The sequence below is a fragment of the Marinococcus luteus genome (genome assembly GCF_034497705.1).
Lineage (GTDB): Bacteria > Bacillota > Bacilli > Bacillales > Marinococcaceae > Marinococcus > Marinococcus luteus_A.
The window spans coordinates 471,567-488,442 of sequence record NZ_JAXRUV010000001.1; the positions used below are offsets into that span (position 1 = coordinate 471,567).

Genomic DNA, 16,876 nt, shown 5'->3' on the forward strand with positions numbered 1-16,876 from the left:
GCGTTTGTAGAGCAACGCACATTAGCAAAATAAAAAGAGTGACCGGCCTGGTCACTCAAACACCTCAAACTGTATGGCATCTTTATGCAAAGGATCGTCTTTGTTAGCAGGGTTTTCAGAACTCACCCCAAACAGATAGTTTCCGAGTAACGCTAACGTCATGCTGCGAAGATTGACTCGTAAGAAGGGCAGATCACCATTACGTCCATCGCGATTAAACCAACGATAATAAATGAAGTGCTCATCCATAGACAGGCGTTCAACAGCATAACCGTGTTGCACCATGCGCTTATTAATAATTCGTTTCTCGTTCGCAAGTCGAACGACTAAATCATCGATGGGACGCATATACAATTCAGGATAACGAGTATGTTCGAACGCATGACGATCTTGTTCGAGTACCTTAAGCGCAAATGGAAGAAGGATGAATTTCATGATCATGTCTTCATCAGTTCGGTTAGCAGGAAGCATAATAGTCACCTCACGTATACTAGATACCTTAAGAATAATACGAACAAGTGTTCTTGTAAATATTAAAAAATATAAAGCATGAGGTTCGCAATGAATAAAATTTTCTAAACAAACCAATGTTAAGAAGAACTAGCTAAGAAACCGCATTGTATTCCGGAGCTCAGCCTAGTAATGGAATCCACAGCCACTAAGAGACAAACATGTAAATCTATTTAAAACAGATAAGAATAATTCATCAGCCAATATTAATATGAGTCAAAGAATAACAAGTCTAATGAAGCCATAGGCAAAAACAGAAGGCTTACTGTGCTTCTTTACTGCGAGGTTAGTACAAACAATCAAAAATAACTGAGGTTAGCGGAGAGAAGGGGTGATGGTGTGAAGAGTTTGGAACTATTCGCCGGCCTTGGAGGTATTTCGTTGGCGGCTGAATGGAGTGGGATTGAAACAGCAGCTTTTTGCGAACAAGACCCGTTTTGTCAGCAAGTATTAAAGAAGAACTGGCCCGGGGTCCCAATTTTCGAGGACGTGACTATGCTGAGTCGGCAATTGCTAGAAGAAAGAGGTGTTGATGTTGAAACAATTGAGTTTATTACCGGAGGATTCCCTTGCCAGCCTTACAGTATTGCCGGGAAGCGAAGCGGCACAGCAGATGACCGTGACCTCTGGCCGGAAATGTCTCGGCTCATCCGGGAAATCAAGCCCCGTTGGGTTATTGGCGAAAATGTTGCTCACTTCGCCAACATGGAGCTCGACCGAACGCTTTCTGACTTGGAAAGTGCAGGTTACTCCGGGCAGTCGTTTGTATTACCGGCTTGTGCCGTCAATGCCCCGCATCGAAGGGACCGGGTATTCATTGTTGCCCACGCCGACAGCGAGCATGTGGAAGGGCGCATCGGCCAAACGCTATCAGGGGAGTCCTTATTACAAGGGGAGTTTATCCGCAGGAGGCCATACGGACTGGACCCGGCGATCCGAGGTATTTGAACCCAAGCTACGCAGAACTTTTAATGGGCTTCCCCGACAGGTGGAGCGACTTAGATCTCTAGGTAACGCTGTAGTACCTCAGCAAATATATCCAATCTTTGAAGCAATTATGCAGATTGAAAACAAAATGAGAGCCTGAGAGAACACTAAGCTACGAACAGAATATAGCTTCAAACTCGGAGGATATGTGGAGGGCCGTGATGAATAATCAAGAACTGGTAGCAGAGGTCCAAGAAGCTACAGGGGCAAGCAAAAATCAAATACTAGAGGCGGTGGAGGTACTGTATGAACAAAACCGAGCGCATAAGTTCCCGGCAGTTTCGAACAAAGAAAAAGCATAAGTACGGAACTAAGAAGATCACAGTGGACGGGCGTAGTTTTGATAGCAAACTCGAAGCTGGTTATTATCAGCAGCTATTGTGGTTGAAACAGTATGGCGAAATTACAGACTTCAAGCTGCAGCCACGGTATCTGCTCCAGGAAGCTTTTACGAAGAATGGCAAGACGCATCGAAAGATCGAGTATGTGGCAGACTTCGAGGTTGAACACAAGGATGGAAATTTGGAAACGGTGGATGTGAAAGGAATGGAGACGGCGGATTTTAAACTGAAGCGCAAATTATTCGAGAAGATGTATCCGCAGAAGCTGTCATTGGTTACATATCATGCGGGACTCGGTGGATGGTGCGAGCTCGATGATGTGAAAAAGTATAAGAAGCAGACTAAGACTTAGCTTGATAGGTTGTCAGCGGGAAGCTGCGGAAGCCTTTTGTATATAAGTGAAAACTTTCGATAACAAGGAGGCGGCACGAATGTGTTACGAGCCAGGCACACGAATCTTTAGTGAGGCTCGACAGAATTGGGGTGTGGTGATGTTTCAGACGGTGCAAAAAGGGCCAGAAATGTACTATTGCAAGTTTACACCGCTCCGGTCCGGTTGGCATCACTATAGTGATTTGTGGGAACCGGGCGATCTGTTTGCGTATAGTTGGGATCGGCATAAGGCGGGGCAGATTTAATCTATTGTTATATTCATTTAATATTAATATAACAAAGTAAAAAAATAAGGACCAAAGCTATAGCTTTGGTCCGCATAAATAATTATTCAAATGTATTGTTGCTGCCTGAATCAAGAGCTTTTGACCACCATTTATCTTTTTCATTCAAGTCTACAAATGCTCTAATATCAGAGATTTCATTAAATGTATTTTCAACCACACCATTTTTGCTACCTATGTGCACCTGTTTAAGAGCTTCACTTTTCAAATTGATTGAGTAATCTTTGTCTTGTTTTGATCCAGTAAACGTCAGATCGCCAGCGCGATGATAAATATCATGTTCGTCTGGAACAAATACTTCAACCATATTTCTAGACATATGAAAGCCTAATAAGACTCCGTTAGGAAGATCCATAAGCATAGTTGATCGGTCTTGCTTTGCGAACCTGTACCATTTACCGGAAACTGCTTCTTTTAATACACTACCATCATCAAAATCTGACAATTTTTACATCTCCTTTCTTTTAGGAAGAGTATATCAGAGATAAATATTCTGCGTAAGAAGAATGAAAATTAAAAATTTCCAGTGATATAGAAAAAGGAGTGAGAGCATGGCCGAACGCATGACCGATATTAATTGGGACGAAGTTACAGGTAAATTAAATTTCGATATACTTAGGACAGAAGAACCAGTGGTACTGGTGGTGTCAGAGGGGCGCGTACGTTGCGCTCCTTTGCCTGCGCATGGGGAGACCAAGATAGTGACGCATCAGGGGAAAGTGAAGAGAGTAAAATGGGATGAGGGGGAAGAATTTTAAAATAAGTAAAGATAGATATAGGTTGCAAAAATAGGTATAATTTTGTAGAATGGTTGCAAAATGGTGAAGGGGTGTTTTTGTGATTATATTAAAAGATGAGCCCAGAAAAAAAATCGATAAACAAATACCTTTAGAGGTTAGAAGGTATTTGGGAGAGTTAACTATAGAAGCATATAGAACTTCTAAGCTTCTCATGGAAAACACACCTGCTTTACAATTTCCGCGTGCTAGAAAACTCTTGTTACCAGAGCTTAAAAACATTATGCTTGAATTTATGATAATACAAGCTGTTAAAAATAATAAATTGCCATTTAATTATAGGATAAATTTTAACAGTAATCACTCACATCCATATTTGGAACTTTATAATGACGATATTTTAATTCATTTTAACCAGGTGCGCACTAAAAGTTCATGTGCACGGAAAGCAATCTTTAGAGATAAAATATTATCGTCAGTACAAACTGAATTCGTTTTCGATGAAGAAGTTTCGAGTGATGATTTATTTTCAGATAAAACTTATTATCAATTTAATCATGGGTATCAAACAGAAACGCCTCAATTTATAACTTTGGGGATTCCAAATAATATGTATGAATTTGAAGTGAGTGTCCCAATATTAGAAGAGTATGCAGCTATAGAAGGTAGATATCCTACTTCAACAAAGGAAGAATTGCATGATGATTTTGACGATAAACTTTTCGAGAAAATTCAGCAATACGCTGAAGGGAAGATAGAGGATGAGAGAGCTAAATAAAGAATTTCACGGTGAAAGATTATCGCAAGCAAGAGCTATTAGAAATAAAACCATTCAAGAATTAGCAGATGAAGTAGGTGTAACACATCAAGCAATATCGAAATATGAAAAAAATAAAATGAGACCTGAGCGTGAAGTATTAGATAAATTGGTTCAGGTCTTAAACTTTGAGACCAATTTTTTCTACAAAGAAATAACTACAGGAGATATATATGATAAACCTTTCATATTCCGTAAAAGAGCGGGTACAGCCAAGAAATATCAAAATCAATTTATTGAACAAGTGGCAGTGATAAGTGAACTAATTGAGACCATCCAATCAAAAATGTATTTACCAGAGTTTGAATTAAATTTAATTCTACAAAGAACTGAAAAAACTAGTTGTTTCCTTGGAGAAAATGAAATAGTAAATTTAGCAAAAAGTGTTCGAAGATATCTTTCACTTGGAGATGGACCAATAGATAACTTTACTTTACTTTGTGAGAAGTTAGGAGTAATAGTGGTTTATCTTGATTCAGATAGATTTTTAGTTGATGGATGTTCGACTATTATAAATGGTAGACCTTATATTATTTTAAACGAAAATTACACCTCAAGCGTGCGTAGAAGATTCACTTTAGCCCACGAATTAGGTCATATTTTGTTGCACTCGAATCTATCAAGTAATGTGATGAATAAAAGAGAAAATGAAAAACAATTTGAATACGAGGCAAACTTTTTTGCTTCTGAAATATTGATGCCTGAAGCTACATTTGTTAATGATCTAAACGGTATCGGCTTAGATTATCTACTGACGTTAAAAAGGCACTGGAAAGTTTCATTACAGGCAATGATTTTTCGAGCAGAACAATTGGATATTTTCACTCAAGAATATGCTTTATATCTCCGGCAGCAGATTAGCAGAAAGAAATGGCGTAAAGAAGAACCATATGATGAAGAAATTCCACTTGAAAAACCTGTAATGTTATCCAGAGCACTTAAGTACTTAGTAAATAACGAAAAAACAACGATCAACGAATTATCCTTTCAATCAGGTATTTCCCCAGAAGAAATACTATATTGGTTTAATGGTGAGTCGGTGAACGACATGCCTAAAAATAATAATTCTACCAATCATTTAAAGAGGGTTAAATAAATTCTAATCCTTATTAAAGGGCACTGAATTGCAGCAAGAGGCTGTGGTTTAGTGTCCTTTATTTGTAAGAAAAAACAAAGACTCGAAATAAAGACGTTCGATCTTGCAAAATTATAAAAAATTGTTTAGAAGGAACAAATATTCGAATTTACTGGGATAAAATCGCAAGTCGACTAAATTTTGATATACTTGAGATAGAAAAACCAGTCTTCCTAGAGGTGTCTAAGAACTTGTTTGCTAAGGTCCTTTACCTGCATACAGCACTACTAGGGTCGTGAAACATCAAAGGAAAGAAAAAAGATTAAAGTAGGACGAGGGGGAGGGATTTTAATTTTATCGTTTTTAGCAGAACCAGATTTTTGGAGAATTATTACTGGTATTGGCACATTAATTATTGCTTTTATGGCTTATAGAATAAGCAATTTGGCTCTGCAATCTAATGATGCGCCAAGACCTTTTATATTAAACCGTAAACTTAAAAATAAAAATTTAGGGACTGCAAATGAAAAAATAATAGTAGAAGTTGATCTAATAAATTTTGGTTCCTCTAGGGCACTAAACTCTTATTTAGCGTTAAGTTTCAAAAAAGGTTCTACAAAAGAATTTTATTTATCAAAGCCCGAAATGCTAGTAAATGGTGATATAGAAAAAACTTTATCTATAACTATTAATTTAAAAGAAAAACCAGAGAACAGTTCATTAATAGAGACTTTTCGCCCGAAGTCTAGGAGGGTGGAAAATAACCTTTCAATAATGGTTTTTACAAATGATTTCTTTGGTCATTATTACGCCAAAAAATTTAAATTTAAGTTTGATAACACTCATTTGAATGAGAGTTATACGCCCTTTAAGCAAGTGAACATTTTTAATATAATATTTTGGGAAATAAAATGGTTTAAATATTGGGCAAAAGCTCAGGAAAATACTTTTCCTCAAAATGTTGAAAAAGAAAGACAAGCTATAGATAAAACAGAGATGAGTAAAGAAAAAGGAGAAAAATTAGCTAGAAAGAGAGATGATTTTATTAATAAGAAAGATGAATAGTTTTGCCAACCTACTAGAGGACTTTAAACTACAGCATAACGCTAGTAGTCAAAGTCCTCATTTTTGTTGAAATTAAAAATGTTTTGACTAACAAAGTACGGACGAAATAATTAAATATATAATTTTTCAAACTAATTGGACTAAAGTCACATAATAATTGAATTTTGGTACAATTGTAATAAAAGAGCCATTCAAGTCAAACTATGTAGTTGTTTATTATAAGATTAGACTATTAATGAGTTTCATAAAGACATTAATCTATATAGAGAATGGGTCAAGTTAAGAAAGCAGGTGTCAGGAATTGTTGTATTACTTTACGGGAAGTGACAAACGTGCCCAGGAACATTTAAATACTACCATTCACCAAAAATTTAATATTGGGAAATTTAAAGATACGATCTACGAAAAGGATCCAGAAGTTTATAATGCTTTGGATAGACAGGGTGTAAGTGAATGGGTATACATGTGGGGAGCGACGCCAGGAAGAATGAATATCCCGCGTTGGGAGAAACTTCAACTTGGAGATTGGATGCTTGTTTACTCTCAAAAAGTGTTTTTATATGCGGGACAGGTTGTTGCTAAATTACATAGCAGGGAGATAGCAGAAGAAGTTTGGGGAGCCAATGCTAATAATGAAACTTGGGAATATATCTTCTTTTTAAGTGACCTTCAACGAATCGATGTACCGGTGGAAAAATTTAATGCTTTCTTTGGATATAAGCCGAACTTTGTAGCTCAAGGGTTTAACAATATCGACGAGGGCAAATTTAACTTGAGGAGAGAGGAATACGATTCCACCTTAAGCATGATTCAAAGCCTCAGTGAGGAGTTTACTTTATCTGAGGAATATTTTGAGGATGATAACTTTCAGGCGAAAGTAAATAACCAAAAAGCGCAACAGCTGCTCAAAGAAAATCCAGAACCTAAGGCCTTCAATGAAACAAGAAAAAAGGCTAGTTACTCTCATTGGTCCAGGGACCCGAGAGTTTCTGCAACTGCCTTACATTTTGCAGGGTATAAATGCGAGGTCGATGCTGCCCATGCGACGTTTATTTCAAAGAGTGATAGTCATCCATTTATGGAAGCGCATCACCTCATACCGATGAATGAGCAGCATAAGTTTGAGTATAAACTCGACGTCGTAGGAAACGTGGTGGCTTTATGCCCGAATTGCCACCGTATGATTCATCATGCATCAGATAAAGAGAGAATGAATGTTATTAAACAACTCTATGATGATCGAGTAAAAGAACTCGAGCAATATGGGTTAAATGTTTCTGTAGACGAAGTATTAAATGCTTATTTTATTGAAGGTTATAAATAAACTCGTGACCTAATAGTAAGAAAAGCATCGGGTGAAATGGGATGAGGGGGAAGAGTTTTGAAGATGGTGCATAGTGTGAATAAGCTTTTCGAGGAAATCAGCAAAGCAAAAAAAGAATTCCAAGAAAGATTTGGCAAAGAGTTTCAAATAAGCTATGCGAAAGCAATGAAAGACGTACGTGAAGCCATGGACATAAACATGTTTTATTACAATTGGGCTATTACAGAAAACATGGCGCCAAGAGAATACACTCACCCTTATTTAGAAGGCTTTACACAAGAACAAACCGATGAATACTTTATAAATATTTTTAGTGAAGAAGAAAGACTTGGGACAGAGTTTAACGATATTAAAAAATTAGTTGGGCCGAGTTGGCATGAAACTTTGGATGAGACGTATGAATTAATTTTGGATGACAAGTTTCGTGTAGCGATCCCCTTGCTCGTGACCGGTATAGAAAAAGGAATTAAGAACGTGATGGATGAATTCAGTGATCATACAAATATTTATGGCGGAGCTTTAAAAAATAAAGTCGATGCTTACCTTACAGAGTATCAAAATCGCTATGAGGAACATCCCTATTTAGAGCAATTTGCAAGAATTATTAGCCATATTTATAGAGAAGATTTTTTTGAAAACATATATACTCGCGAACAAATTAGTAGTTTGAATCGCAATCTTATAAGTCATGGTAACGATAAACCAGATGAATGGACTAAAAGAGATTTGTATCAATTAATAGCCTTCTTTTCAAGTACAGCCATGTTATTAAACAGATAGGTTCTACCAGCCCACTGGAGGACACTGAACGACAGCAATAAGCTGTATTATTGTGACGAAACAGGGAAAGTGAAGCGGGTGGAATGATACGAGGGGGGAAGAGTTCTGAATGCATGAATGGGTAAAAAAAACATGGGTAAAAAAAACGTTTATTATAGTAGTTTCTATTATTGTTTTGATAGCTTTTATTTGGTTTTTTGTTTGGCTTATTGATTCGTCTATTGAAAAGTATGTGAGTATTAAACCTGGCACATGGTTAGCCACAGGCGGAACTATTGTAGGAGCATTCTTGGGTGCTGCTTTAGCTGGCTTTTTTTCTCTAAGAAGTGTTAAGAAACAGATACAAAACGAAAACGAGGCAAGAGCAGAAGAAAATAGAATAATTAGAGAAAGCGCTGCTTTTAAGTTTTCATACACTATATTTGAAATACAATTAGCTTATAAAGATATTATCAAAGACGTTGATGAAAAAAGTCTAAAAATTTTAGTGATGGAACGCGAACTAAGAATTTTAAAATCTTTATACTCTAGCTTAGATAACATTGATATTACTGTATTAGAGAAAAAAGAGCTACAAGATTTGCATAGGGAAAAAAAGAATATTAGCAATAGGTTATTTGATTTTGAAATGGTTTTAGAAGAATTCGAGCACGAATATCCTGAGCGAGAATCTAGAAAGGAAATTGATATTTCGCATTTCTTCAAAATGGATGATCTTGGTATAGATATTCTAAGAGATATAAAATGCGCAGCCGAAAATTCGTTTTGTAATCTAATAAGAGATTTTGAAAATAAATATCATTTTCGTGTAGAAAAGAAAAAAGAAAAACAATGTTCTACCAGCCCACTGGAGGACACTGAATGACAGCCCAACGCTGTGGTTTGGTGTCCTCTTTTTTGTTAGGAGGCATGTATGAAGAAGAAACCGCAGGAGAAGCAGCAACTATCAGAACGAGAAATCAAAGAGTTGATGGGTGTACACAAGCAAACATACAAACGAGCCAAAGGTGGGGCACTGAGAGCGAAATAAAGGGGCGATTGGATGGCAGCAGTAATGGGCGAGCATCAAACAATGAATGTCGACGAAGTAGAAACACTGATCTGTGAATACTATTGGCGCAAAGCTGAAATCCAGCGTCTTCAGGAACTGTTGTATGAATCGTGTGGCAGCATGGTGCAGTTTAAAATGGTCGCGACCTATGGTGTTGAAGCCGCTATGCCAGTCGGAAGCAAAGGCAAAAGCATGGCCGAATATCAAGACATAGAGCGACGCGAAGAACGGATCTTGAAACAACTGGAGAAATATAAGAACATTGCGATGTTTATCGAGTTGGGGGAAAGAGAATTAAAAGGCCACCTGCATGAAGTAATCTACAGCTGCATGATGGATGGAATGAGTTACCGGGCGATTGCCAAGCACTTGAAAATGAACAAAGACAAGGTGCGAAAGCTGAAAGATGAATGCCTCCGCCAATTAAGCCAAAATAGACACTTTAGACAAAATCTCCACTATTTGAAATACCACAAACAAATTATATAAACTGGTGGTGGCAGGGCAATCTTTAGACCGTGCACTGCCCCTACAAAACCCTCCGGCGCTCTGGCGAGCGTCCTTTTTTATGAATTTATGTAAGAAATTTTGAAGAATGGTTGTCAAAATCCTTATTCATTGTCCTTTACTTAGTAGATGCGAAAACATGCATCCACTCTTCAAACATTAGAAAGGATGATGAACATGGCACAAACATTGGGGCATCAACTGATCAATTACGGAGAAGAACACCTGGATACGCCTTACGAATTTGGAGGCGACGGTCCAGAGACATTTGACTGTAGCGGGTTTGTTCGTTACGTCATTCATTACGTGACGGGCGAAGTGATCCCGAGAACAGCGGCCAGTCAGTCTGAAACCGGCACGCCAATCGCTGAAAGTGATTTACAGACCGGAGACTTGTTATTTTGGGAAGACACTCGTGAAGAGAGCTTAAATCAAAATGAAGTCACGCACTGCGGGATTTATGTCGATGAGGAAACGTTTTTAGGTGCTCAAGCATCTACTGGCGTGGCCTTTGCCGATCTCACTCGGGACTACTGGCAAGAAAGATACGTTGGCGCTCGTCGCGTAGTAGATAGCACTGGAGATCCGCTCACTAACGTAGCGGGAAAGGGAGATCAACTGCGTGTCGTAGCCGACCAGGTCAATTATCGAGACGAGCCTTCCTGGGATAGTTCGGCTGTAGCCGGAAAAGTATACCAAGATGAAGTGTATACAATTGAACGTCGAGTGCCCATGGAAGATCGCTCGGATTTGTTTGAATTAGCATCCGGGACGTATATTACGACCCATGAAAATTATGTAGAAGTAATATCTTAAACCATCAAGGACGCTCTTCGGAGTGTCCCTTTTTTTATGAATTTATGCAGGTGATTTGAAGGATTTATCCCTAATCAGGCAGAAGCTGATAAAGCATTATAATTTAGGGAGGTATTTTTTATGAACAATAATGAACTATTTAACTTAGTCCAGGATATGTCATCGGCTGAAGCCCACGGGGCCAAAGGAAATTTTTTAGAAGATGACAATGATGACTTTATTCGCATTCAATTTAAAAACACTGATGGAAGTTATCACTCTGTCGCAGAATTTTCTACCGTAGCTTCTAAAGAAGAAGTTAAAGAACATCTAAAAGCTCTTGATTTACTAACTGAAGAAAATAAATGAGTAAAGCACAAGCGTCTACCTCCGGGTAGGTGCTTTTTTAGTAAGCAATAAACATACAGGAAATGAGCCGATATAAAAAAGAAAACGGCTGGTGTGTCTTGTGATTACTAAAGAAGATGTGAAAGAACTTTTAAGAAAACTGGATGAGTTATTGAATGAATGGAATAAATTAGAAGGGAAAGCTCCTAAAGATATAGAAATGTGACAACGAATCATATTCTAGGGAGGTATTCTGTATGAATAGAGAAGAAATGAATATGAACATTAGTGATTGGAAGCAAGAAAACTCTGATGTTAATTACATTGTGCAGAGTGAAAAAGGAAGAGAAGTTTACAAGCTACTAACTAGTATCGATAACAACTTTAATCGAAAGGAAATAGAGTTTGTTTATGTACAAAATACTTTTAAAGATGATGAACCCTTGGAGCTTTATGTATTCACTGAAACAGACCTATTTATGTACAAAGCAATTGCAGATAAAGATTTCACTATGATCCAACATAAATTAGATAAAGCTATAACGGCTATATCATTTAAAAACGAAATGTATGAAATAGCCTTAACGGTGGAAGGACAAAGTTATTTATTGTCACCTCAAGAAGAGTTATCAAGTGTAGATCAGGATAGAAAGCACGGAGTATTACCTTGGTTCGACAGATTGAGTGAGCTAGTATTAGAAATTTACCAGCACAAACTACTAAAATAAATAATCAACTAAAAGCATCTACCTGCGGGTGGGTGCTTTCAACAGCGTTCAATCAATTAAAAAGGGGGTTTCTAATGGAGTTGGTATTGTTAGCCAATGTAAAAGAGAATTTACTAATGGATCCAGTATTGTTAGCGGCGTTAATAAGTGGAATTGGTGTTATTTTATCGGCACTAATAAGTGGATATGTTGCTCGTAGAACAGCTTCTAAAAGAGAATATATTAATACTATCACTGTAGAAAGAGCAAATTGGATTAATAATCTTAGAGAACAGTTTATTGAAATTAATGATTTACTTGAACGATCTCGTGACTATACTCCTTTAATTGCTCGAAATAAAGAAAGGTTGAAACAATTGAGATATTTGCATAATCAAATCGATCTGCAAATGAATCCTAGTGAGTTAACGGTTAAAGAACACCAAAAAATTATTTTGGATAACATAGGTAAACTTTCACAAAGTAGTATTAAATATATTTCGCATAAAAAGTATATTAATTATCTTCAACAAGTTATTTTAAAATCGGAATGGTCGAGGCTTAAGGTAGAGGCAATAAAGGGAGAAGAAATTAAAAAAATCGAAAATTTATCTATAGTAATTACAACTGCTCACAAAATTAATAAAACTCATTTCGAAAAGAGTTTAAAAAAAGATTTCTCAAATGAATTTAAGGAATTAAATGGAGAAGTATATAAAGAAACTATTCCTGTAGTGAAGGAAGCCTTGAATTTAGTTGAAAATGATTAATTATAAGCTGCCGCTCTTATTTGCGGTAGCTTTTTTGTTTGTTGAAAACAGATCTTACATGGGAACTGCGTGTTCCTGACCTGTTTTGAGCAAATAACATCAAGGAGGTGAGGTAGTGGCGAAAGGGAAATATGCCCGTTGGCTTGAACCAGAAGGCCTAACATTATTGGAAGGCTGGGCAAGAGATGGCCTCACGGACGAGCAAATTGCCCACAATATGGGCATTGCCACCGGCACGTTATACGAATACAAGAAAAAGTATGCTGAGATAAACGAGGCCTTAAAAGCGGGCAAGGAAGTTGTGGATTTGAAAGTGGAGAATGCATTACTCCGGCGTGCGTTGGGTTATGAGTACGAAGAAATCACCTATGAATTTGGCGAAGAAACCAAGCGAGTTACGAAGCAGCAAACGCCGGATACCACCGCCCAGATCTTTTGGTTAAAGAATCGAAAACCGAAAGAATGGAGAGACAAACAGGACCATATGCACAGTGGACCGGAGGGCGGCCCGATTGAACACAAACGGCAAATAGACCTGTCCACCTTGTCGGAAGAGGAGCTGAACAACCTTGAAACTATCATCAGTCGATCTGCCGACAGCGAAGGAAATCCAACAGGAGAAGAGTAGGCGGCGCTTGACCGACTTTACCACCTACACGATGCCGGATTACAAAATCAACTGGCATCATGAAAATCTGTGCCATGCGTTGGACAAGATGGCCCGCCGGGAACTGAAGCGGCTTATGGTCTTCATGCCGCCAAGACATGGCAAAAGCGAACTGGTGTCCCGCCGCTTTCCAGCTTATGTGCTGGGGCGGGACCCGAACGCCAACGTGATCGGCGCCAGCTACTCCGCAGACCTGGCCAGTTCCATGAACCGGGACGTGCAGCGCATTATCGACACGCCGGGCTATCGGGAACTGTTCCCCGAAACCACGCTGAACGGGACCAATGTGAAGACGGCTTCCCAGGGCAGCTATCTGCGGAACAGTGAAGGCTTTGAAATTGTCGGTCACAAGGGCAACTACAAGTCGGCCGGCGTGAATGGCCCGATCACCGGTTTCGGTGCGGATTTTGCCATCATCGACGACCCGGTGAAAAACCGACAGGATGCCGAATCGAAAGCGTTCCGGGACCGTCTCGACGACTGGTTCTCCTCCACGCTGTACACCCGGTTGGAAGAAGAGGCGTGTATTTTGATCACTCTCACCCGTTGGCACGAGGATGATCTGGCCGGACGGCTTCTGGCACGGGCGGCGAATAACCCCGATGCGGAACAGTGGGAAGTCATCCGCTATCCGGCCGTCTTTGATGAAAAGATTGAAGATAAAGACCCGACCGATCCTCGGGAGAACGGCCAGGCGTTATGGCCCGGAAAGTACGATGAGAAGCGGCTGAAAACGACGAAGGCGACCGTTGGCTCCTACGACTGGTCGGCGCTGTATCAGCAGGTTCCGACCCCGAGCGAAGGCGGCATTTTGAAACGCCATTATTTTATGTATTACAAGCACCCGCCGAATGTGAAGAAGTTCGATCAGATTATTCAGTCCTGGGACATGACATTCAAGGACAAAAAAGGCTCTGATTTTGTGGTCGGCCAGGTGTGGGGGCGCATCGGAGCGGACAAATACCTGCTTGATCAAGTGCGGGACCGCCTCGATTTCAGCGCCACGGTACAAGCTGTGCGGAATCTCACCGCAAAATGGCCGTCGGCACATCTGAAACTGATTGAAGACAAAGCCAATGGACCGGCCGTCATGACCACGCTGAAAAAGCAGATCAACGGCCTGGTCCCGGTGGAGCCGAACGGAAGCAAGCTCTCCCGGGCGTTCGCCATTACGCCGGATTTGGAAGCGGGGAACATTTACATTCCCGACCCGTCGCTGGCGTCCTGGACGAACGACTTTCTGGAGGAATGTGCCGCGTTTCCAAACAGCACGAACGACGACCAGGTGGACTGTATGTCGCAGGGTGTGTACCGACTCATGACCACGACCGGCAAAAAACCAAAAGTCAAAGTACGTTCCACTTAAAGGAGGTGGCCGCGCATGGCCCAAACCCAGGCGATTGTAACCGGCGACGGCGAAGTGCTGTCCAAAGGTTACATGGATCAATATTTAACCAAAAGTAAAGAAGAAGCGGGATCGAATCAGATGGTCACAGACGTGTTCAACAACGCCTATACCCAGGACGGCCTGGTACAGCCGCTGTACGTTCTGGAAAATCTGGCGCACCTTCTGGAGATCAGCACCCCGCATTACCGCGCATGCAAAACGAAGGCGCGGGACACGGCCGGCATCGGCTGGTATCTGGAACCGGTGCAGGATTTAAACAGAGAGCCCAGTGAAGAACAGAAAGAAGCAGCAACCACGTTTCTTAAACGCCCGAACCCGGACGAGTCCTTAAGCGAAATGGCGGAGAAAGTATTCGTGGATTTCGAGAGCACGGGCAACGGCGACATCGAAGTGATTCGGGATCCGAACACCGGCCTGGTATCGCACTTGCTGCATATCCCTTCTCATACCGTCCGGGCGGCGTATGACGGCCGACGCTTTGTCCAGTCCCGTAACGGCCGGCAGGTATGGTTCAAAAAGTTTGGCGAAAAAGAAGAACTGGACGCCCGTACCGGTGTGTTTCGTCAAGTGGAAAGCGACGAGCACAGAGCCACAGAAATCATTCATCTGAAAAACTACACCAGCCGCTCCGATTATTACGGGATTCCCGACATTATGCCGGCCCTGAGCGCGGTGATTGGCGACCGGGAGCGGCAGGAGTACAACATCAGTTTCTTTAATAACCATGCCGTTCCCGCTTACGCCGTGACGGTGACCGGCGCAGAACTCGACAGCGACACCGAACGGAAAATTGAAGAGTTTTTCAAATCGGGCGTCAAGGATCACAATCATTCCACGCTGGTTCTGGCTGCGTCCCGAGAGGAGGGCGAACCGAAAGAGGAGCCGATCAAGTTTGACTTTCAGGCGCTCTCCACGGACACCAAAGAAGCCAGTTTCCGCATGTTCCGGCAGGACAACCGCGACGAGATTCTTTCCGCGCATGGTGTCCCGCCGTACCGTGCCGGCATCGTGGTGGAAGGACAGCTCGGCGGTTCCTCCGCCCAGGAAACGACGGAGATTTATAAGCAGTCCGTGATTGCTCCGAAGCAGGAGCGCTTTGAAGACGTGATGAACCGTGTACTGGACGAGGCGGGTGTCACCGAATGGCAGTTCCGGCTCAATCAGATCGACACCAGGGACGTCACTGCCGAGGTCAAACGCTATCAGCAGCTGATGAACCTTGGCGTATACAGCCCCAACGATCTGCGGGAAGCCTTCGGGGAGGAACGGATCGACGACCCGGCGATGGATCAGCATTTCATTGGTGGGCGCCCGGTTTCATCCTCCGGCGGCAGAGCCACACAGGGAGAAATCAAGTCGACCAAAGACCTGCATGATCAACTGGTGGCCATTGCTACCAAGGAGGCGTGAGCGACCATGAAACAGAGCACCGCTTCCCAAATGCTTGCGCCAGTGAAAAAGTTTTTGGTGTATCACTGCGAACTCCCGGCCTTCACCAAAGGAGATCAAATGGTCGAGGACGCCGAAGAAGCGCTCCAAAATAAACTCAACCGGCTGCAGGACGGCCTGGAAGCCATGTTTATTCAAGTGATCCGGGACGAGGGGATTCTGCCGTCCGATGTAGATGCCCAGCGGGCGATTGTGGCCCGGGTGTTGGATGAGCCGTTCGAGAACATGAAAGAAACGATTGCGGACGACAGCGTGGAAGTTGCGGAACTCGGCCGGCAGATGGCCTTCGATGACTTCCGCTCGTTCGGGATCGACTTCAGCAGCACCGATTTCAGCGAAGAGGTCCGGGATCAGCTCCGCAACCAGGTATATGAATTTTCCACCGACACCTTTGAGCGTATTCAGGGAGACTTCCAGGAAACCCTGGCCAAAGGATATGCCGACGGGAAAGGCATCGACGACATAGCGGATGATTTAAGCAAAGATTTCCGCAGCCTCCGGGAAAGCCGCCTGGCGTTGATTGCCCGGAACGAGGTGCAGGGAGCGCAGAACGAAGGTTCGCACCGGACGATGGAAGAGTACGAGATTGAGTACGAGCAATGGTTGAGCGTGGGCGACACGCGCGTCCGCGATACCAATGAAGCGAGCCATGTGGATATGCACGGCGAAGTCGTGGAGGTAGGCGAAGATTTTTCAAACGGGCTGCGCTATCCGGGCGACCGGCGGGGAGCCAAAGCAGAATACATGAACTGCCGCTGCCGGGCGCGGCCGTATATCCCGCGCGAGGATGAACACATTACCAGCACCCCGTATTACCCATAAGCATAAGCTTCCGCCAAGGGAGCTTTTTTTATGCTGGAA

Annotated in this window: 21 protein-coding genes; 19 read left to right on the forward strand and 2 right to left on the reverse strand. The window is 41.7% G+C overall.

Translation table 11 applies throughout. From position 1 onward, the window contains the following. Window positions 1–51: 51 nt before the first annotated feature. Window positions 52–588: a hypothetical protein gene (locus Q9M42_RS02370; RefSeq protein WP_322524929.1), complete on the reverse strand. Its 537-nt coding sequence runs from the start codon at window positions 586–588 to the stop codon at window positions 52–54. Between the two features lie 303 nt (window positions 589–891). Between Q9M42_RS02370 and Q9M42_RS02375 the strand changes: the two genes are divergently transcribed. From Q9M42_RS02375 to Q9M42_RS02385, 3 genes are all read left to right on the forward strand, one after another. Next, window positions 892–1,458: a DNA cytosine methyltransferase gene (locus Q9M42_RS02375; protein WP_440972299.1), complete on the forward strand. Its 567-nt coding sequence runs from the start codon at window positions 892–894 to the stop codon at window positions 1,456–1,458. A 200-nt stretch (window positions 1,459–1,658) separates the two neighbouring features. After that, window positions 1,659–1,799: a hypothetical protein gene (locus Q9M42_RS02380; protein ID WP_322525257.1), complete on the forward strand. Its 141-nt coding sequence runs from the start codon at window positions 1,659–1,661 to the stop codon at window positions 1,797–1,799. Beyond that, window positions 1,744–2,190: a DUF1064 domain-containing protein gene (locus tag Q9M42_RS02385; protein ID WP_322524930.1), complete on the forward strand. Its 447-nt coding sequence runs from the start codon at window positions 1,744–1,746 to the stop codon at window positions 2,188–2,190. The genes Q9M42_RS02380 and Q9M42_RS02385 overlap by 56 nt, the downstream gene beginning before the upstream one ends. A gap of 368 nt (window positions 2,191–2,558) precedes the next feature. On the opposite strand, the gene Q9M42_RS02390 is transcribed toward Q9M42_RS02385, so the two are convergent. Next, window positions 2,559–2,960, reverse strand: coding sequence for a hypothetical protein (locus tag Q9M42_RS02390; RefSeq protein WP_322524931.1), 402 nt, complete (start codon window positions 2,958–2,960; stop codon window positions 2,559–2,561). Between the two features lie 106 nt (window positions 2,961–3,066). Here Q9M42_RS02390 and Q9M42_RS02395 point away from each other — a divergent pair, with 106 nt between their 5' ends. From Q9M42_RS02395 to Q9M42_RS02470, 16 genes are all read left to right on the forward strand, one after another. Next, complete coding sequence (locus Q9M42_RS02395) at window positions 3,067–3,273, forward strand: XtrA/YqaO family protein (RefSeq protein WP_322524932.1); 207 nt, start codon at window positions 3,067–3,069, stop codon at window positions 3,271–3,273. A gap of 79 nt (window positions 3,274–3,352) precedes the next feature. After that, window positions 3,353–4,030: a hypothetical protein gene (locus Q9M42_RS02400; RefSeq protein WP_322524933.1), complete on the forward strand. Its 678-nt coding sequence runs from the start codon at window positions 3,353–3,355 to the stop codon at window positions 4,028–4,030. After that, window positions 4,014–5,165: an ImmA/IrrE family metallo-endopeptidase gene (locus tag Q9M42_RS02405; RefSeq protein ID WP_322524934.1), complete on the forward strand. Its 1,152-nt coding sequence runs from the start codon at window positions 4,014–4,016 to the stop codon at window positions 5,163–5,165. The genes Q9M42_RS02400 and Q9M42_RS02405 overlap by 17 nt, the downstream gene beginning before the upstream one ends. Before the next feature lie 402 nt (window positions 5,166–5,567). Then, complete coding sequence (locus tag Q9M42_RS02410) at window positions 5,568–6,209, forward strand: hypothetical protein (protein WP_322524935.1); 642 nt, start codon at window positions 5,568–5,570, stop codon at window positions 6,207–6,209. Window positions 6,210–6,513: 304 nt separating this feature from the next. Continuing rightward, window positions 6,514–7,533 (forward strand): HNH endonuclease, encoded by a 1,020-nt coding sequence (locus Q9M42_RS02415; RefSeq protein WP_322524936.1) that lies wholly within the window; start codon window positions 6,514–6,516, stop codon window positions 7,531–7,533. A gap of 57 nt (window positions 7,534–7,590) precedes the next feature. Then, entirely contained in the window at window positions 7,591–8,313 is a 723-nt protein-coding gene (locus Q9M42_RS02420) for a hypothetical protein (protein ID WP_322524937.1), read from the forward strand. 109 nt (window positions 8,314–8,422) lie between these two features. Further along, window positions 8,423–9,178 (forward strand): hypothetical protein, encoded by a 756-nt coding sequence (locus Q9M42_RS02425; RefSeq protein ID WP_322524938.1) that lies wholly within the window; start codon window positions 8,423–8,425, stop codon window positions 9,176–9,178. Window positions 9,179–9,355: 177 nt separating this feature from the next. Continuing rightward, the gene (locus tag Q9M42_RS02430) at window positions 9,356–9,853 is read left to right on the forward strand and encodes a sigma-70 family RNA polymerase sigma factor (RefSeq protein ID WP_322524939.1); all 498 of its coding nucleotides are present in this window, start codon (window positions 9,356–9,358) and stop codon (window positions 9,851–9,853) included. A gap of 195 nt (window positions 9,854–10,048) precedes the next feature. After that, entirely contained in the window at window positions 10,049–10,687 is a 639-nt protein-coding gene (locus Q9M42_RS02435) for a C40 family peptidase (protein ID WP_322524940.1), read from the forward strand. A 120-nt stretch (window positions 10,688–10,807) separates the two neighbouring features. After that, the gene (locus tag Q9M42_RS02440) at window positions 10,808–11,035 is read left to right on the forward strand and encodes a hypothetical protein (protein WP_322524941.1); all 228 of its coding nucleotides are present in this window, start codon (window positions 10,808–10,810) and stop codon (window positions 11,033–11,035) included. A gap of 236 nt (window positions 11,036–11,271) precedes the next feature. Beyond that, the gene (locus Q9M42_RS02445) at window positions 11,272–11,742 is read left to right on the forward strand and encodes a hypothetical protein (protein WP_322524942.1); all 471 of its coding nucleotides are present in this window, start codon (window positions 11,272–11,274) and stop codon (window positions 11,740–11,742) included. Between the two features lie 74 nt (window positions 11,743–11,816). Continuing rightward, the gene (locus Q9M42_RS02450; protein WP_322524943.1) at window positions 11,817–12,491 is read left to right on the forward strand and encodes a hypothetical protein; all 675 of its coding nucleotides are present in this window, start codon (window positions 11,817–11,819) and stop codon (window positions 12,489–12,491) included. Between the two features lie 115 nt (window positions 12,492–12,606). Continuing rightward, entirely contained in the window at window positions 12,607–13,119 is a 513-nt protein-coding gene (locus tag Q9M42_RS02455; protein WP_322524944.1) for a helix-turn-helix domain-containing protein, read from the forward strand. Then, window positions 13,061–14,524 carry a phage terminase large subunit gene (gene terL / locus Q9M42_RS02460; protein ID WP_322524945.1) on the forward strand — a complete coding sequence of 488 codons (1,464 nt, stop codon included), beginning with the start codon at window positions 13,061–13,063 and terminating at the stop codon, window positions 14,522–14,524. The genes Q9M42_RS02455 and terL overlap by 59 nt, the downstream gene beginning before the upstream one ends. Before the next feature lie 15 nt (window positions 14,525–14,539). Next, window positions 14,540–15,976 (forward strand): phage portal protein, encoded by a 1,437-nt coding sequence (locus Q9M42_RS02465; RefSeq protein WP_322524946.1) that lies wholly within the window; start codon window positions 14,540–14,542, stop codon window positions 15,974–15,976. A gap of 6 nt (window positions 15,977–15,982) precedes the next feature. Continuing rightward, the gene (locus Q9M42_RS02470) at window positions 15,983–16,837 is read left to right on the forward strand and encodes a phage head morphogenesis protein (protein ID WP_322524947.1); all 855 of its coding nucleotides are present in this window, start codon (window positions 15,983–15,985) and stop codon (window positions 16,835–16,837) included. The last annotated feature ends 39 nt before the right edge of the window (window positions 16,838–16,876 follow it).